This window comes from Pseudomonas sp. GW822-FHT03F08 (assembly GCF_058801265.1).
The window spans coordinates 359,503-374,270 of sequence record NZ_JBXANC010000001.1 but is presented as its reverse complement, the minus strand read 5'-3'; the positions used below and the strand labels follow the sequence as shown (position 1 = coordinate 374,270).

Below are 14,768 nucleotides of genomic sequence, written 5' to 3'. Positions count from 1 at the left end.
ACTGAGCCCTCGGCTGAGCCTTCCTAGAACCGCACGCCCGTCGTCACCATGGCCGCGTTGGCGCCGAGAAAGACCAGCTCGGCGGCCAGCGGGCCGTAATGGGTGCCGACGGACGGGATGATCACCGGTGCAACGCCGAAGTGATTGAGCGGGATCTTGTCCTTGTAGTCACCCCGATAACCCTGCAGCAACCCACCGGTGAGTTTCACGTACACCGGATAATCGGCACTGTCGAAGCGTTTGCCGGCATAGGCGTAATTGGAGCGCTGGCGGAACGAGTTGCGGAAAGTTGCCCCGCCAAATACCCAGCTGGAAGCCTGATTGCGTTCAATGCCGATCAAGTCCTGATGATTATTGTGTTCGGGGTCGGGTGAGTAATGTTTGGTATAGACACTGGTCTGTGCATACCAGAAACCCTTGTCCTCTTGCGAATCATCGGCGGCCAGTGCCTGGCCGGTCTGAATCAATAAAAGTGCGGCCAAAAGCCTTGGTGTGTTCATCGTGCAGCCTCGGTTGAACGGGTTGGCTTGCGCCAGAGGAAAGCCGTTGTACGTAGGCGTTCAGCGACGGTAAATATGGAAAGTCCGAAATTTTAGTAGGAAAAATCCCGGGGCTTCATGAACGAAACCTGAACGAAGCGAAGGCTTATCGATATTTCATTCGGGTATTTAAGATATCTGCGCAATGGTATTAGGCTATATCAAACAAGATAGCCCTCGCGGATAACCCCGAATTAGCGCTATCAAAGGTGTCATACATCCTTTAGCACTTTTCGTTTTACAGTTACTGCTATATGTTCTATCAAGCGAATTGTGCTTACATCTTGTAATACTTGCGGGGCCGAATACTTCCGTCATGACAGCCATTGAATCTGCTTTTCTGAATCTGGCTTACCCTCCGCGGCTCGACTTGGGGCCGCAGCTGACTCACGAACAACTTCTCGCTTCCATGCAATCGACCATGGCACGCCACAAGGGTGGGCCGGTGTGGTTGTTCGCGTATGGTTCGTTGATCTGGCGGCCGGAATGTTCGGCGGTGGAGCGGGTGCGCGGGCGGGTGCATGGCTACCATCGCGGTTTGTACCTGTGGTCCCACGAACATCGCGGCACACCGGAAATGCCGGGGCTGGTGTTCGGTCTGGATCGCGGCGGTTCGTGCAGCGGCTTTGCCTATCGGTTGCCGGAAGACAACCTCGACAGTGCGCTGTATGCGCTGTGGAAACGCGAGATGCCGTTCCCGTCCTATCGGCCACACTGGCTCAACTGCCGTCTTGAAGATGGCAGCCAGGTACAGGCGTTGGGATTTGTCTTGGAACGACACCTGCCCAGCTATGCCGGCAATCTGCCGGATCATGTGCTGAGCCAGGTGTTCGAAAGCGCTTGCGGGCGTTACGGCACGACTCGCGATTATGTCGAGCAGACCGCTCACGCCCTGCGCAGCCACGCCATGCCAGACCGGAATCTGGAGGCGCGGCTCAAACGCTGTAAGTCAAAAACCGATCAGGCGACTGCTTCGCGGCTCTGACTGGCGACTTGCTTGTGCCACAGGGTCGGCGCCAGGAAGGCCATCGACAGCAGGCAAGCGCCCACCAGCAGCACGAAACCGCCATCCCAACCGAAGTGGTCCACGGTGTAGCCCATCGCTGCACTGGCCGCGACCGAACCACCCAGATAACCGAACAGGCCGGTGAAGCCCGCCGCAGTACCGGCGGCTTTCTTCGGCGCCAGCTCCAGCGCCTGCAGACCGATCAGCATCACCGGGCCGTAGATCAGGAAGCCGATCGAGAACAGCGCGATCATGTCGACGGTCGGGTTACCGGCCGGGTTCAGCCAGTAAACCAGGGTCGCCACGGTCACCAGGGCCATGAACACCATGCCGGTCAGGCCACGGTTGCCACGGAAGATCTTGTCCGACATCCAGCCGCACAGCAGCGTGCCCGGAATACCCGCCCACTCATAGAAGAAGTACGCCCACGAAGTCTTGTCGACGTCGAAGTGCTTGGCTTCCTTGAGGTAGGTCGGCGCCCAGTCCAGTACGCCGTAGCGCAACAGGTAGACGAAGACGTTGGCCAGGGCGATGTACCAGAGCATTTTGTTGCGCAGCACGTATTTGACGAAGATTTCCTTGGCGCTGAATTCGTCTTCGTGGCTGGCGTCGTAGCCTTCCGGGTAATCGTTCTTGTACTTCTCGATCGGCGGCAGGCCGACCGATTGCGGGGTGTCGCGCATGGTGATGAAGGCAAACGCCGCCACCGCCAGGGCTACCGCCGCCGGCACATAGAACGCCGAATGCCAGTCGTTGAACAGGCCCATGCCGATCAGGAACAGCGGGCCGATCAGACCGCCACCGACGTTGTGCGCCACGTTCCACACGGACACCACGCCACCGCGTTCCTTCTGCGACCACCAGTGCACCATGGTCCGTCCGCTCGGCGGCCAGCCCATGCCCTGGGCCCAGCCGTTGATGAACAGCAGGATGAACATCATGGTCACGCTGGACGTTGCCCAAGGCGCGAAACCGAAAATGAACATCACCCCCGCCGAAACCAGCAGGCCGAATGGCAGGAAGTAGCGCGGGTTGGAGCGGTCGGAGACCAGGCCCATCAGGAACTTGGAAAGACCGTAGGCGATTGCGATGGCCGACATCGCCAGACCCAGCTCGCCACGGGTATAACCCTCGTCGATCAGGTACGGCATGGCCAGGGAGAAGTTTTTGCGCAGCAGGTAGTAACCCGCGTAGCCAAAGAAGATACCGGCGAAGATCTGCCAACGCAGGCGTCGGTAAGTACTGTCTATTTTTTCTTCAGGCAATGGAGCCTGATGTGCGGCAGGTCGAAAGAAAGCAAACATTCAAGAGCTCCAAATTTCTTGTTTTGACTGCGGATGCGAATGTTACAGTTTCGTTACCGAAAATAGCACCGGTTCGCATCGGCAAAACAGCGGAAAATGTTGGAAGTCGCACGTTCTTTTACGAACCTGTCGCTCTGCTGTAAGAACAGGGCGTTTTCACCACTTGTGAACATGGGGTGGCTTAGACTCGCGATCCGTCGCCCGACTGATCAACAGAGATGAATGATGGCTTTGAAGGTTCGCATGCTGATGCGCCGATTATTGGCAGCGACGGTCATTGTCGTTGCGGTGCTGACATTGATTTACGCCGATCACCCTGCCCAGTCCGGTTTGCGCAATGCCACGGTGCTGATCATTCGCCATGCGGAAAAGCCGACTGAAGGGACGGTACTCAATGCCCGGGGCGAAGAAAGGGCCCGCGCCTACGTCGACTATTTCAATCCGTTGAAACTGGATGGCCAGACGCTCACTCCGGAACGGCTGATTGCCGCTGGTGACAGCCCGGTGAGTTCCCGCTCACGCCTGACGTTGACCCCGCTGGCCGAACGCCTGGGCCTGTCTGTCGAACAGCCTTACATCAATGGCGATGCCCACGAGCTGGTCAAGCTGCTGCGCAAGAGCAATCAGGCGCCGACGATCCTGATCGCCTGGCATCACGGCCATATCAACCACCTGATTCAAGCGTTCGGCGGCGACAGCACGGCCCTGATGGGCCAGAAAAAATGGCCGGACGAAGTCTACGACTGGTTGATCGTTCTGCGCTTCGATGAAGAGGGCCACCTCATCAAGGCCCGCAGCCGGAAGGTTCAGGAACATCTGTTGCCGGGCGATGCCGGGGACGACAGTCAGAGAGAGTAGTCCGTCAGAAAAGTTACCTGCGACTGTTTACGCAGCGCTTTCGCCCGATTTCCCGTCGCAGCTTAGGCAATGTCCTGCATCCAAAGCAGAAGTTGCGCCATTCAGTTGAACGCCATTGCTCCGTAGTCTTTGTGCTGTTGCCGATTCGGCATTTCAGCTTGAAGGGGTGGGTCATGCGGTGGTTTTTTGCTCTGTTTCTATTGGCGTTTCTTGGTGCTGTAGAAGCAGCAGAGGTGGTGTTGATCCCCGACAATAATCCGGGCCCGGTTTATCCTCGCGAACTTGCCAAGGCGGGGGTTATGGGTGAGGTTCGTGTCCGCTTCACCGCCAATGCAGATGGCTCGGTGAGTGACATCGGCATTCTGGAAAGTGAACATCCTGACTTTTCCGAAGCGGTCACTGATGCCCTGCGGCAATGGCGATTCAGGCCATGGACCGTAGAGGCGGGCAAACCCGCAGAACGGGAAGTCATCGCCCCCATGGTTTTTCGACTGGATATTGATTCACCGATTCACGCAAACCAATGGCTGCGCAGAGTGCGATGTGTCGATCTCCACCAATACGCTATTCGCCGTCCGGTTTCTTCTTGGGTTCACTTGCCAGTCTTCCATTACACGCGGGCGTATTTATCCAGCGTGGTTTATACAGCTCAGCTTTCGGACGAGCGTCGACTGGGCTTGATTGCCAAACTCAATGAGCGTGCCCGCTACATTATTGATCGCTGCGGAAAAAGCCCGAATAGTCGGTATGTGAATTTGTTGCCGGAGGATATTCGCGAATTGCTTTAGTAAAAAGCCAGGCAGTGTCGCTGTAGGTGTGACACTGTCTGGCTGATGAATTATTCAGCTTTGAACCCAGGCTTGCCGTTTGCTTGGCGCCATTCTTTGATTTCGTCCAATGCACCTTTTGGACTATCTTCTCGGCCATTTATTGGGCGAGTTAGAACCATGCGCTGACGAGGGTGTTCAGTTATCTTCTCAAAGTGGCGCATGCGCTCAGATGAGTAAGCGCTATACGCATCACCTGACAGCCCAGTTGTATTTTTATAAAAGCCTTCTAAGAAAGCTAGAAATTCAGCTTCCGTATAATCTTCCAGCTTGTCTTTAAGGATCATTGTTGTATACCACTTTTGTGCAGTTCTATATGTGCTTTTGGGGTCAAGACAGTCAAGTTGTCCACATCATACACCGCGCCTTCATCAGCAATTCTTTGCTTATGGTGTATTTCATATTTTTCTCTGCCACCGACATTGTCATTTAGGTCGGTATAAGGTGCTGCGCCATTTCGCATCTCTTCAAGATCAACATTGCCAAACTGCCCGCTCAGCGAGCTATCAGATGCAATCGCCCTCCAAAATTTTTCCCTGAATCTGTCAAAATTCCTGAAGTCCTGACCACGTAGCTGATCCGCAATCTGTGCAGGGACAGGGGAGCCACTTGATTGTGTTGCGCCACCCAGCCAATTTTCGCCGACCTCTTGCCCCTTGCCTGTAGCCGTCCCTGGCTCATACCGAGGGCCACCGCGAGTGGCCATCATGTAGATGGATTCGATTCCCGACTCGATGGGAAACGTCAGGATATAGTCATCAGGGTCGTCTATTTCACAGGCAGGGTGCTCGTCTAGCCGGCCTTCAATCTGGGTAACGCGGGCTCCGGGATAAATTCTGGTTCCAGAATCGGTTGCGGGCAATTCAGTGGTTGAGGGGATGTCGTCTCCAGGAGGCGTCTTGGGCGTCCAGGTCAACGTGATCGGGAACAAACCCTCGGTCGTGAAGGTGTAGAGATTGTCCGAGCGATTAAACTTTGCTTGCCTGACTCTGACCGTTTGACCTGGATCAGCTGAACGTAAATAGAGCTGCGTGTGCTCTCCCTTAACCGACGATACCGCGCGGGTAGGGAGCCAGTTGGCCTCGGCCAGTCCAGGAAGTGCTACACGCTCATCGTTGTGGGCGGTTTGTGATAAAGGGATCGTAAGAATCAACGGGCTGCGCTGCAGTTCGCCGTTGCCGAGTGTCGGCGTATAAAAAACTGAAGCTAGAAACGTACTGACTGGCCCAGCGGAAATTGCCCCGCGTAGGGCGCTGAGAGTGTCGAGCGCCTTGCCTAACGTAAGAGGCGAGCCTTCGAACCCCGCGATTAGTCCGTCAGAGCTGACTACCAGGGGGTAGGCAGATGTAACAGTGCCGTCAACAGCGGGCGGTTTTATCTTTGTACTATTCTTTATCTGGTGTGTTAGCTCGCTAATTTATTTTTGTGTGTCCTTAATTGTTTTCCAGCGTCTTTTCCGTCTTTGAAAATTGTAGAAGTCTTTGAATACGCGCTCGGCTTTTGATGCTTCGACATGTGCGGCATACAGCTTTTGATGTGTTTCCTTTAATCGTTGAAGTTTTTCACTTGAGGTCTCTGGCTTATTTACCGTCAGCTGTTTAAGCACAGCATCGAACCGGTCTGCAACTTCAGAAGCGGCCCTGTGTGCTCTCTGTTCTTCAATCTGCTTCTCCGCTTCGCGTCGCCTGGCTTGTTCCTGTGCCGCTTGTTCGGCAGCAGCACGCGCCGCCTCCGCTCGCGCTGCTTGTTCGACAGCAGCACGCACTGCCTCTGCTCGCGCTGCTTGTTCGGCAGCAGCACGCACCGCCTCTGCTCGCGCTGCTTGTTCGGCAGCAGCACGCACCGCCTCTGCTCGTGCTGCTTGTTCAGCAGCCGCTCGTGCCGCCGTGGCCTGTTGAACTGCCGCTTGGTGTGCCGCATGTTGACGAGCCTGCGCAGCTGCGAACGCGCTATCTAGCTGGTGAGCTCTGTGTGTGAGGATACGAATCGACTCTGCATACACTCTGACGGAATAGCCCGCGATATACGATTTCTTCCACTGTCTGTGCACCTCTCCGGGCGCCCTCTCGTTTCCTATTAGGTTGCTGTTGAACGTGTTTATATATTCTTGCAGGGATTTATTGTGGGGGTCGCTCCCATAGAAGCTGTTAGCTTCGACGACACTACGTTGCAGGTTTTCGTTTTTTTGCTGAATCATCCGAATTACGATGTTTTTCTCATGTTGAATAGTAGCAATATCAGAGGGTGGGTTAGTGTCAGCGCTCGTTGCTCCGTTATTTATCAATTCTGAATTGATAGTTGCTGGTGTTATGGAAAGTTTTTGATGGTGTTCGCTGTCTAGGTTGGTACGGACTTTCAGTGCCTGCTGCGCGGTTGCGGCATTTACTCGATAACCGGGTCTCGCTCCGCCGTATCCACCGCCGTCGGCAACTGAAGTTGGGGTTTTGTATGGGTTAACTTCAGTGGTATCTAAAAGTACTTGCTGGCCGGGTCGCCAGTTTTCATCGCTCATACAGTTACTCCTTGTGTCTGTATGAGATAAAACTACTGTGATCTGCTGAAATTCCTGCGGTATATAGTTACCACTTCTTAATTGATTTTATTGGTTGTTGGAATTTAAAAAGTAGTTGAGGAGGCCGGGTTTATTGTGCTAATGCCCCCGGCTTTGTTCATGAAAGTCTTTCAGCGCACCTGCACCACAACCTTGCCCACAGCCTTGCGCTGCCCGAGATCATTGATCGCCTGCGCCGCCTCGCTCAGCAGATACACCTGCGACACCAGCGGTTTCAACTTGCCCTCGGCAAACCAGCCGAACAGTTGCTGGAAGTTCGCTGCGTTATCCTGTGGCTGGCGCTGGGCGAAGGAGCCCCAGAACACGCCGAGCACGGCCGCGCCCTTGAGTAACGCAAGGTTGACCGGCAGTTCGGGAATGCGTCCGCTGGCGAAGCCGACCACCAGCAGGCGGCCATTCCAGGCGATGGCGCGGATGGCCTGGTCGAACAGGTCGCCGCCGACCGGGTCGTAGATCACGTCGGCGCCCTGGCCGTCGGTCAGGCGCTTGATTTCGTCCTTGAGGCTGGTTTCGCTGTAGTTGATCAATTCGTCGGCACCGGCGGCCTTGGCCACGGCAAGCTTCTCGGCGCTGCTGGCGGCCGCGATCACCCGGGCACCCATGGCTTTGCCGATCTCCACGGCAGCCAGGCCAACGCCGCCGGAAGCGCCGAGTACCAGCAGTGTTTCACCCGGTTGCAGGTTGCCGCGTTGCTTGAGCGCGTGCATCGAAGTGCCGTAGGTCATGCTGAACGCGGCGGCGGTGTTGAAGTCCATCGACGGCGGAATCGGCAACACGTTATAGCCCGGCACGGCGACCTGCTCGGCGAAGCTGCCCCAACCGGTCAGGGCCATGACCCGGTCACCGACCTTCAAATGACTGACTTTCTCACCTACCGAGCTGACCACGCCGGAGGCTTCACCACCCGGGGAAAACGGGAAGGGCGGCTTGAACTGGTACTTGCCCTCGATGATCAGCGTGTCCGGGAAGTTGACCCCGGCGGCGTGCACGTCCAGCAGGATTTCATTCTTCTTGGCGACAGGACTGGCGACGTCTTCCAGCACCAGCGATTCGGCAGGGCCGAAGGCTTTGCACAGCACGGCTTTCATCAGGGCTATTCCTTTGGGAGTGATGGCCGATAAGTGTAGGTGTGGCAGTCAACGGGTCAACGAGCATGCCCGGCCCTGATAGTCCGCCATAAGCTTGTGCTTGCGCGGCGGGTCGTTATGCTAGGCCGCAAACCGGATAAGGAGCGAATTGTGAAAGCGTGGATCATGTTGTTGCTGGCCCTGTCTCTGCCTGTGGCAGCGCTGGCCGAAGAAGCCAAAGAAGGCGAGGCGCCGAAGGTCAACTACATCACCCTGAGCCCGCCGTTCGTGGGCAACTACGGGCTGGACGGCACGCCGAAGCTCAAGGTCTACAAGGCCGACGTGGCGTTGCGGGTGACCGGTGACGAGGCGACCAAACTGGTCAAGGCCAACGAGCCGCTGATCCGCAATCAGTTGGTGGCGCTGTTCACCCAGCAGACCACCGATGCGATGGGCAGCATCGAAGGCAAGGAAAAACTGCGTCAGGAAGCCTTGAAGCAGACCCAGCAAGTGATGAATGACGAGACCGGCAAGCCGGTGGTCGAGGATCTGTTGTTCAACAACCTGATCATTCAGTAAGACTGGAATGTGCATGAGCCGGTTTGCCGGCTCCTGCACAGGCGCATTAGCGCAACGCAATAACCGCCGCCCACTGCTCGGCCGTCACCGGCATCACCGACAGCCGCGAACCCTTCTGCACCAGTGGCATTTCGGCCAGGGCGGTCTGCTGTTTCAGGTAATCCAGCTTCAATACCCGGGCAAACGTCTCGACATGGGCGACATCGATCGCACTCCAGGCGTTTTTCTCTGGCGTGGCTTTCGGATCGTAGTAGTGGCTCTCGGGCTCGAGTGCCGTCGGGTCGGGGTAGGCCGCCTCGATAATCTTTCCGATTCCGGCAATGCCCGGCTCCGGGCAGCTGGAGTGATAGAAAAAGAACTCATCCCCCACCGCCATGGCCCGCAGGAAATTGCGCGCCTGATAGTTGCGCACCCCGTCCCAGCGCGCTTTGCCGAGTTTTTCCAGACCCTTGATCGAAAGTTCGTCGGGCTCGGATTTCATCAGCCAATAGGCCATGGTGTGTGCTCCTGAAACGGTCATTGGGCAGGTTGTCGGGCAATTTTATGACAAACCGACAGTCGGTTGACGCCAGCATTTGCGCAGAGGTTCACGTTGTCGCAAAATGCCGGCCTTTAAAGCTTGACGCTGCTGCACGGCCTACGAATGGAAACCGCTGCTGTCATCGTGATGATGTGCCTTGAGGGGGGCAATCGATGAAACGCAAACCGGATTTGCTGTGGACTTTGGTGATTTTGTTTGGTCTTGGCGTCGTGACCACCGGTTATGCGCAAAGTCTGTGGGCCAACAAGGCCGATGCTCCGATTGAAGTGGCGCAACAAGTACAGCAGTCGACAGCGTTCAAACGCTGACACCGTCTTCCCGGCGCCGCTGAATCCCTCGCGGCGCCTACCCTGCGAAATACCACGCCTTGTCGGTCACCGTTCCCTGCAACGGTACATCCCAGCTGGCCTGCGCCAGTCGTTCGACTTTCTGACATTCATGGGCCAGGCCCAACAGCGTCGGCTTGCGCCAGTTCTGGCGTCGGGCCAGATACGCCAGGCTGCGGTCGTAGAATCCGCCGCCCATTCCCAGGCGTCCGCCGACATCGTCAAACCCCACCAGTGGCAACAACACCAGATCCAGTGCCCAGATCTTGCGCTGACGGGCGACATTGACCCGGGGCTCAAGAATACGGAAACGGTTGGGCCGCAGCTTTTCGCCGGGCCGAATCTGCTGAAAGACCATTTTGGTTCGTGGCCAGGCGCTCAGCACCGGCAAGTAGGTTTTCTTGCCTCGTCGCTGGGCGGCGCGCAGCAGCAGGCGCGGGTCGATTTCACCGTCGGTGGGCAGGTACAGGGAAATGTGTCTGGCCCGGCGAAATTGCGGGTCCTGCGCGAGCTGCTTGTACAGGCCTTCGGCGGCCTGGCGTTGCTGACTTGGCGTCAGGGAGCGGCGGGCCTTGCGCAGCAGGCGGCGCAGTTGGGGGCGGGGCAGCAACGCGGGTTCGGTCATGGTTCGGCTTCGGCAGGATGAGGACGAAAACGTACGCATAAAAAATCCGATGCCGGCATGCACCGGCATCGGATTCGAATCAGGCTCCCCGGATGAGCCGCTGTCGACTTAGCCCTTGAACCCGAGAGTTCAAGGTGGAGGATGCAGTAGGCTTTAAGGCTTTCCGTCTGGCGGACATGCACACCAGCCCAACGTGCAACCCCCAGGGTAGTGCAAATCGGCTCAGGGACATCGTCAACTGGCAAGCACCCCAGGGAGTGCGGCGAGTATACCTCAAGCCGCCTGGCGAATCAGCCCTTGCTGATGTCCGGATCGTCGGCCAGCGCCAGATCGACACGATCGAGCAAGTCTCGCACCTGTTCACGGGTCGAGCCGCTGGCCTGGATGTCCGGACGCTCTTCTTTGTGCAAGAGATCGTGGGTGATGTTCAGCGCGGCCATCACGGCGATGCGGTCGGCGCCGATGACTTTGCCGCTGCTGCGGATCTCGCGCATCTTGCCGTCCAGGTAACGCGCGGCACTGACCAGATTGCTGCGTTCTTCCTGCGGGCAGATGATCGAATATTCTTTGTCGAGGATCTGCACGGTAACGCTATTGCTTGAACTCATGAGTCTTGCTCCAGGGCCTTGAGGCGCGAAATCATCGATTCGACCTTACGCCGGGCGATTTCGTTTTTTTCAATGAGGTGAGCGCGTTCCTCGCGCCAGGTCTTTTCCTGAGCTTGTAAGAGTGCGTTTTGACTCTTTAGTTGCTCGACCCGAGTAATCAGCAGTTCGAGTCTGGCCATCAGCGCTTGCAGGTCGGTGTCTTCCATTGTGTCCACTGATTCGGTCTGATGGGTTTGGCTGGCGGACAGCCTTTAATGGTCTTGGCGAGTCTGTCGATGTAGGATACAAGGCCTTCATTCTAGACATAGCGCCGTCTGGCGCCTAGCTGCCCATGCCCATTCAGAATTCCCCGTACCAAGGCTTTGCCACCCTGCTGAATTCCAGCGGTCACTCCGTTTCGCCTGCCGAACTGCACGGCCTGTTGCTGGGCCGCAGTTGTGCCGGCGCCGGCTTCAATGCAGACGAATGGCTGATCGATGCCGCCGAACTGCTCGAAAGCGAGCCGCAGGACAACGTCCGCAACGCGCTGATCGGCCTGCAGGAAATGGTCAAGAGCGAACTCACCGGCGACGACGTCACCGTGGTTCTGCTGCTGCCGAACGATGACGCACCACTGGCCGAGCGCGCTGCCGCGCTGGGTGAATGGTGCCAGGGCTTCCTCACCGGTTTCGGCCTGAACTGCCGCGACAGCAGCATGCTGAGCACCGAGGCCACCGAAGTGTTGCAGGATCTGGCGGCGATCTCCCAGGTGCAAGACGCCCTGGAAGAGTCCGAAGACGGCGAAAGCGACTACATGGAAGTCATGGAGTACCTGCGTGTAGCGCCGCTGCTGCTGTTCTCCGAAACCAAGAAAGCCGACGTGCCGCCAGCCGCCAAGCCGTCGCTGCACTGATCGCGTGCCAGGGAAAGCCATCTGCCCATGATCCATATCCCGAAAGCGGAATACAGCCGTCGCCGCAAGGCGCTGATGGCGCAGATGGAACCCAACAGCATCGCCATCCTGCCCGCCGCTGCGGTTGCCATTCGCAACCGTGACGTCGAGCACGTCTACCGTCAGGACAGCGACTTCCAGTACCTGAGCGGTTTCCCCGAGCCACAGGCGGTCATCGTCTTGATGCCTGGTCGCGAACATGGCGAATACGTGCTGTTCTGCCGTGAACGCAATGCCGAACGGGAACTCTGGGATGGCCTGCGCGCCGGCCAGGAAGGCGCGATTCGCGATTTTGGCGCCGACGACGCCTTCCCCATCACTGACATCGACGACATCCTGCCGGGCCTGATCGAGGGCCGCGACCGGGTGTATTCGGCCATGGGCAGCAACCCGGAATTCGACCGCCACCTGATGGACTGGATCAACGTGATCCGCTCCAAGGCGCACCTCGGTGCCCAGCCGCCGAACGAATTCGTTGCCCTGGATCACCTGCTGCACGACATGCGCCTGTATAAATCGGCGGCAGAAGTGAAGGTGATGCGCGAAGCGGCGCGGATTTCCGCCCAGGCCCACATCCGGGCGATGCAGGCCAGCCGCGCCGGGCTGTACGAGTACAGCCTCGAAGCCGAACTCGATTACGAGTTCCGCAAGGGCGGGGCGAAGATGCCGGCCTATGGTTCGATCGTCGCTGCCGGGCGCAACAGCTGCATCCTGCATTACCAGCAGAATGACGCGTTGCTCAAGGACGGTGATCTGGTGCTGATCGACGCCGGTTGCGAGATCGACTGTTACGCCAGCGACATCACCCGCACCTGGCCGGTCAACGGCAAGTTTTCGGCTGAGCAGAAAGCGATCTACGAATTGGTATTGGCCTCGCAGGAAGCGGCGTTCGCCGAAATCGCCCCGAACAAGCACTGGAACCAGGCACACGAAGCGACGGTTCGGGTGATCACCGCCGGGCTGGTGAAGCTCGGGTTGTTGCAGGGCGAAGTGGACGAGTTGATCGCGTCCGAAGCCTACAAGGCGTTTTACATGCACCGCGCCGGCCACTGGCTCGGGATGGATGTGCATGACGTCGGCGAATACAAGGTCGGCGGCGAATGGCGGGTGCTGGAAGTCGGCATGGCGCTGACCGTGGAGCCGGGCATCTACATCGCCCCGGACAATCAGAACGTAGCGAAGAAATGGCGCGGCATTGGCGTGCGCATCGAGGACGACGTGGTAGTGACCAAGAGCGGTTGTGAAATTTTGACCCACGGCGTGCCGAAAACCGTCGCCGAGATCGAAGCCCTGATGGCGCAAGCACGGACCTGCGCGGCATGAGTCGGGTCAATCTGGCAATCATCGGTGGCGGTCTGGTCGGCGCCAGTCTAGCGCTGGCCTTGCAGGCCGGGGCCAAGGCCCGTGGCTGGAAGATCGTGCTGATCGAACCGTTCGCCCCCGGCGACACATGGCAGCCAAGTTACGACGCCCGTTCATCGGCGCTGTCTTTCGGCTCGCGGCAGATCTATCAACGGCTGGGCGTGTGGCAGGAAATCTCCCGCCGCGCCGAGCCGATCAAGCAGATTCACGTGTCCGACCGTGGTCGTTTCTCCACCGCCCGACTGTCGGCGATGGAAGAGGGCGTCCCGGCGCTCGGTTACGTGGTGGAAAACGCCTGGCTCGGCCAGTGCCTGTGGCAGCACCTCGATAAAGAGGTGATCAGCTGGCGTTGTCCGGCAGAAGTCACCCGCATGGAACCGTTGCCCGACGGCTATCGCCTGACCCTCAACGATGAAACCACGGTCGAGTGCGATCTGGCGGTGCTCGCCGATGGCGGTCGTTCCGGTCTGCGCGAGCAACTGGGCATCAACGTGCGCAAACGCCCGTACAACCAGAGCGCGTTGATCGCCAACATCACCCCGAGTGAAGCGCACAACGGCATGGCCTTCGAGCGCTTCACCGATGAAGGCCCGATGGCGCTGCTGCCGCTGCCGGAGAACCGCTGCGCGCTGGTCTGGACCCGTCTGGGCATGGACGCGCAACGTCTGGCGGACCTGAGCGAGCGGGATTTCCTCAGCGAGCTGCAAGGCGTGTTCGGCTACCGCCTCGGTACCCTGAAACAGGTCGGCGCGCGGCATCTGTATCCGCTGTCGCTGGTGGAAGCCGAAGAGCAGGTGCGTTCGCATCTGGCCGTGCTCGGCAACGCCGCCCACAGCCTGCACCCGATTGCCGGGCAGGGTTTCAACCTGTCCCTGCGCGATGCCGATGCGTTGGCCGCCGCACTGCTGGCCAGCGACAAACCGCTGGGGGATTTCGCCACGTTGCAGGCCTATCGCGAGCGCCAGCGCCTCGATCAGGACCTCACCGTCGGTTTCTCCGATCAGGTCACGCGCCTGTTCGGCAGCACTCAGCCACTGGTATCGCTGGGGCGCAACATCGGCCTGCTCGGCCTCGATCTGCTGCCGCCGGCCAAGCGCTGGTTTGCCCGTCAGGCCATGGGGCTGGGGACGCGGCCGGATGCGTGAGTGGCTGATCAAACAGTTTGGCAAGGCGCAGCTGATGCGCTGGATCATGACGTTCTACCCGCCGTACTTCGGCGCCGGTGTCCGGGTGAAGCACATCAGCGATGACTTTCGCGACATCCAGGTCTCGATGGGCCTGGGCTGGTACAACCGCAATTACGTCGGCACCCAGTTTGGCGGCAGTCTGTATTCGATGGTCGACCCGTTCTTCATGTTGATGCTCATGGAAAACCTCGGCTCGCGGTACATCGTCTGGGACAAGGCTGCCGACATTGACTTCATTGCGCCGGGCAAAGGCCCGGTGTTCGCCCGGTTCAACATCGACGACACCCTGCTCGACGAGATCCGTCGGCAAACCGCCAGTGGCGAGAAATACCTGCCGCAGCTGCAGGTCGACATTCATGACGGCGCCGGCAACCTGGTGGCGCGGGTCGGTAAAACCCTTTACGTGCGGCTCAAGCCGCAAGCGAGACAGGCTTAA

At 58.3% G+C, this 14,768-nt stretch carries 19 protein-coding genes and 1 other RNA gene; 9 read left to right on the top strand and 11 right to left on the bottom strand.

The window, feature by feature from the left end; all coding sequences use genetic code 11:
- Positions 1–23: 23 nt before the first annotated feature.
- On the bottom strand, positions 24–500 hold the full coding sequence (locus AC1RME_RS01745) for a sn-glycerol-3-phosphate transporter (protein WP_493090320.1): 477 nt from the start codon (positions 498–500) through the stop codon (positions 24–26).
- A 355-nt stretch (positions 501–855) separates the two neighbouring features.
- On the opposite strand from AC1RME_RS01745, the gene AC1RME_RS01740 reads away from it, so the two are divergent.
- Positions 856–1,524 carry a gamma-glutamylcyclotransferase gene (locus tag AC1RME_RS01740; RefSeq protein ID WP_096817401.1) on the top strand — a complete coding sequence of 223 codons (669 nt, stop codon included), beginning with the start codon at positions 856–858 and terminating at the stop codon, positions 1,522–1,524.
- Here AC1RME_RS01740 and glpT read toward each other — a convergent pair.
- A complete protein-coding gene (gene glpT / locus AC1RME_RS01735) occupies positions 1,500–2,849 on the bottom strand; it encodes a glycerol-3-phosphate transporter (protein ID WP_096817403.1) in 1,350 nt (449 codons plus the stop codon). The genes AC1RME_RS01740 and glpT overlap by 25 nt on opposite strands.
- A gap of 225 nt (positions 2,850–3,074) precedes the next feature.
- Between glpT and AC1RME_RS01730 the strand changes: the two genes are divergently transcribed.
- Together AC1RME_RS01730 and AC1RME_RS01725 are read left to right on the top strand one after the other, a co-directional pair.
- Entirely contained in the window at positions 3,075–3,707 is a 633-nt protein-coding gene (locus AC1RME_RS01730) for a flagellar basal body-associated protein FliL (protein WP_493090318.1), read from the top strand.
- A 173-nt stretch (positions 3,708–3,880) separates the two neighbouring features.
- Positions 3,881–4,495: an energy transducer TonB gene (locus tag AC1RME_RS01725; protein ID WP_176504796.1), complete on the top strand. Its 615-nt coding sequence runs from the start codon at positions 3,881–3,883 to the stop codon at positions 4,493–4,495.
- A gap of 50 nt (positions 4,496–4,545) precedes the next feature.
- On the opposite strand, the gene AC1RME_RS01720 is transcribed toward AC1RME_RS01725, so the two are convergent.
- The 4 genes from AC1RME_RS01720 to AC1RME_RS01705 form a co-directional block, all read right to left on the bottom strand.
- Entirely contained in the window at positions 4,546–4,821 is a 276-nt protein-coding gene (locus AC1RME_RS01720; RefSeq protein WP_096817408.1) for a bacteriocin immunity protein, read from the bottom strand.
- Positions 4,818–5,687 carry an S-type pyocin domain-containing protein gene (locus AC1RME_RS01715; protein WP_493090316.1) on the bottom strand — a complete coding sequence of 290 codons (870 nt, stop codon included), beginning with the start codon at positions 5,685–5,687 and terminating at the stop codon, positions 4,818–4,820. The genes AC1RME_RS01720 and AC1RME_RS01715 overlap by 4 nt, the downstream gene beginning before the upstream one ends.
- A gap of 264 nt (positions 5,688–5,951) precedes the next feature.
- Positions 5,952–7,046, bottom strand: coding sequence for a hypothetical protein (locus AC1RME_RS01710; protein WP_493090314.1), 1,095 nt, complete (start codon positions 7,044–7,046; stop codon positions 5,952–5,954).
- A gap of 170 nt (positions 7,047–7,216) precedes the next feature.
- On the bottom strand, positions 7,217–8,194 hold the full coding sequence (locus AC1RME_RS01705) for an NADPH:quinone oxidoreductase family protein (RefSeq protein ID WP_493090312.1): 978 nt from the start codon (positions 8,192–8,194) through the stop codon (positions 7,217–7,219).
- A 150-nt stretch (positions 8,195–8,344) separates the two neighbouring features.
- On the opposite strand from AC1RME_RS01705, the gene AC1RME_RS01700 reads away from it, so the two are divergent.
- A complete protein-coding gene (locus AC1RME_RS01700; RefSeq protein ID WP_065259922.1) occupies positions 8,345–8,752 on the top strand; it encodes a flagellar basal body-associated protein FliL in 408 nt (135 codons plus the stop codon).
- 46 nt (positions 8,753–8,798) lie between these two features.
- Here AC1RME_RS01700 and AC1RME_RS01695 read toward each other — a convergent pair whose 3' ends face one another.
- Positions 8,799–9,248, bottom strand: coding sequence for an EVE domain-containing protein (locus AC1RME_RS01695; RefSeq protein WP_096817412.1), 450 nt, complete (start codon positions 9,246–9,248; stop codon positions 8,799–8,801).
- Positions 9,249–9,445: 197 nt separating this feature from the next.
- Between AC1RME_RS01695 and AC1RME_RS01690 the strand changes: the two genes are divergently transcribed.
- Entirely contained in the window at positions 9,446–9,601 is a 156-nt protein-coding gene (locus AC1RME_RS01690) for a hypothetical protein (RefSeq protein WP_007911192.1), read from the top strand.
- A gap of 37 nt (positions 9,602–9,638) precedes the next feature.
- Here the strand turns inward: AC1RME_RS01690 and AC1RME_RS01685 are convergent, their stop codons facing one another.
- The 4 genes from AC1RME_RS01685 to AC1RME_RS01670 all read right to left on the bottom strand — a co-directional run bounded on the left by AC1RME_RS01685 (position 9,639) and on the right by AC1RME_RS01670 (position 11,058).
- Positions 9,639–10,244 carry a 5-formyltetrahydrofolate cyclo-ligase gene (locus AC1RME_RS01685; protein ID WP_096817414.1) on the bottom strand — a complete coding sequence of 202 codons (606 nt, stop codon included), beginning with the start codon at positions 10,242–10,244 and terminating at the stop codon, positions 9,639–9,641.
- An 81-nt stretch (positions 10,245–10,325) separates the two neighbouring features.
- Positions 10,326–10,504: non-coding RNA, 6S RNA (gene ssrS, locus AC1RME_RS01680), on the bottom strand.
- A gap of 30 nt (positions 10,505–10,534) precedes the next feature.
- Positions 10,535–10,852: a cell division protein ZapA gene (locus tag AC1RME_RS01675; protein WP_096817416.1), complete on the bottom strand. Its 318-nt coding sequence runs from the start codon at positions 10,850–10,852 to the stop codon at positions 10,535–10,537.
- The gene (locus AC1RME_RS01670; RefSeq protein ID WP_096817418.1) at positions 10,849–11,058 is read right to left on the bottom strand and encodes a TIGR02449 family protein; all 210 of its coding nucleotides are present in this window, start codon (positions 11,056–11,058) and stop codon (positions 10,849–10,851) included. Before AC1RME_RS01670 ends, AC1RME_RS01675 begins: the two co-directional genes overlap by 4 nt.
- Before the next feature lie 125 nt (positions 11,059–11,183).
- Between AC1RME_RS01670 and AC1RME_RS01665 the strand changes: the two genes are divergently transcribed.
- The 4 genes from AC1RME_RS01665 to AC1RME_RS01650 are packed head-to-tail and all read left to right on the top strand — an operon-like array spanning position 11,184 to position 14,768.
- Complete coding sequence (locus AC1RME_RS01665; RefSeq protein ID WP_249483003.1) at positions 11,184–11,744, top strand: YecA/YgfB family protein; 561 nt, start codon at positions 11,184–11,186, stop codon at positions 11,742–11,744.
- A gap of 27 nt (positions 11,745–11,771) precedes the next feature.
- A complete protein-coding gene (gene pepP / locus AC1RME_RS01660; protein ID WP_096817422.1) occupies positions 11,772–13,106 on the top strand; it encodes a Xaa-Pro aminopeptidase in 1,335 nt (444 codons plus the stop codon).
- The gene (ubiH, locus tag AC1RME_RS01655) at positions 13,103–14,290 is read left to right on the top strand and encodes a 2-octaprenyl-6-methoxyphenyl hydroxylase (protein WP_007951808.1); all 1,188 of its coding nucleotides are present in this window, start codon (positions 13,103–13,105) and stop codon (positions 14,288–14,290) included. The genes pepP and ubiH overlap by 4 nt, the downstream gene beginning before the upstream one ends.
- Entirely contained in the window at positions 14,283–14,768 is a 486-nt protein-coding gene (locus AC1RME_RS01650) for a DUF4442 domain-containing protein (RefSeq protein ID WP_102619639.1), read from the top strand. The genes ubiH and AC1RME_RS01650 overlap by 8 nt, the downstream gene beginning before the upstream one ends.

Excerpts from the sequence above, each read along its gene's own strand:
- AC1RME_RS01720 (WP_096817408.1), bottom strand. The coding sequence starts at position 4,821 with ATGATCCTTAAAGACAAGCTGGAAGATTATACGGAAGCTGAATTTCTA.
- AC1RME_RS01695 (WP_096817412.1), bottom strand. The coding sequence starts at position 9,248 with ATGGCCTATTGGCTGATGAAATCCGAGCCCGACGAACTTTCGATCAAG.
- AC1RME_RS01665 (WP_249483003.1), top strand. The coding sequence starts at position 11,184 with ATGCCCATTCAGAATTCCCCGTACCAAGGCTTTGCCACCCTGCTGAAT.
- AC1RME_RS01690 (WP_007911192.1), top strand. The coding sequence starts at position 9,446 with ATGAAACGCAAACCGGATTTGCTGTGGACTTTGGTGATTTTGTTTGGT.
- pepP (WP_096817422.1), top strand. The coding sequence starts at position 11,772 with ATGATCCATATCCCGAAAGCGGAATACAGCCGTCGCCGCAAGGCGCTG.
- AC1RME_RS01675 (WP_096817416.1), bottom strand. The coding sequence starts at position 10,852 with ATGAGTTCAAGCAATAGCGTTACCGTGCAGATCCTCGACAAAGAATAT.
- AC1RME_RS01740 (WP_096817401.1), top strand. The coding sequence starts at position 856 with ATGACAGCCATTGAATCTGCTTTTCTGAATCTGGCTTACCCTCCGCGG.
- AC1RME_RS01730 (WP_493090318.1), top strand. The coding sequence starts at position 3,075 with ATGGCTTTGAAGGTTCGCATGCTGATGCGCCGATTATTGGCAGCGACG.
- glpT (WP_096817403.1), bottom strand. The coding sequence starts at position 2,849 with ATGTTTGCTTTCTTTCGACCTGCCGCACATCAGGCTCCATTGCCTGAA.
- AC1RME_RS01725 (WP_176504796.1), top strand. The coding sequence starts at position 3,881 with ATGCGGTGGTTTTTTGCTCTGTTTCTATTGGCGTTTCTTGGTGCTGTA.
- ubiH (WP_007951808.1), top strand. The coding sequence starts at position 13,103 with ATGAGTCGGGTCAATCTGGCAATCATCGGTGGCGGTCTGGTCGGCGCC.
- AC1RME_RS01710 (WP_493090314.1), bottom strand. The coding sequence starts at position 7,046 with ATGAGCGATGAAAACTGGCGACCCGGCCAGCAAGTACTTTTAGATACC.
- AC1RME_RS01705 (WP_493090312.1), bottom strand. The coding sequence starts at position 8,194 with ATGAAAGCCGTGCTGTGCAAAGCCTTCGGCCCTGCCGAATCGCTGGTG.
- AC1RME_RS01745 (WP_493090320.1), bottom strand. The coding sequence starts at position 500 with ATGAACACACCAAGGCTTTTGGCCGCACTTTTATTGATTCAGACCGGC.
- AC1RME_RS01670 (WP_096817418.1), bottom strand. The coding sequence starts at position 11,058 with ATGGAAGACACCGACCTGCAAGCGCTGATGGCCAGACTCGAACTGCTG.
- AC1RME_RS01685 (WP_096817414.1), bottom strand. The coding sequence starts at position 10,244 with ATGACCGAACCCGCGTTGCTGCCCCGCCCCCAACTGCGCCGCCTGCTG.
- AC1RME_RS01650 (WP_102619639.1), top strand. The coding sequence starts at position 14,283 with ATGCGTGAGTGGCTGATCAAACAGTTTGGCAAGGCGCAGCTGATGCGC.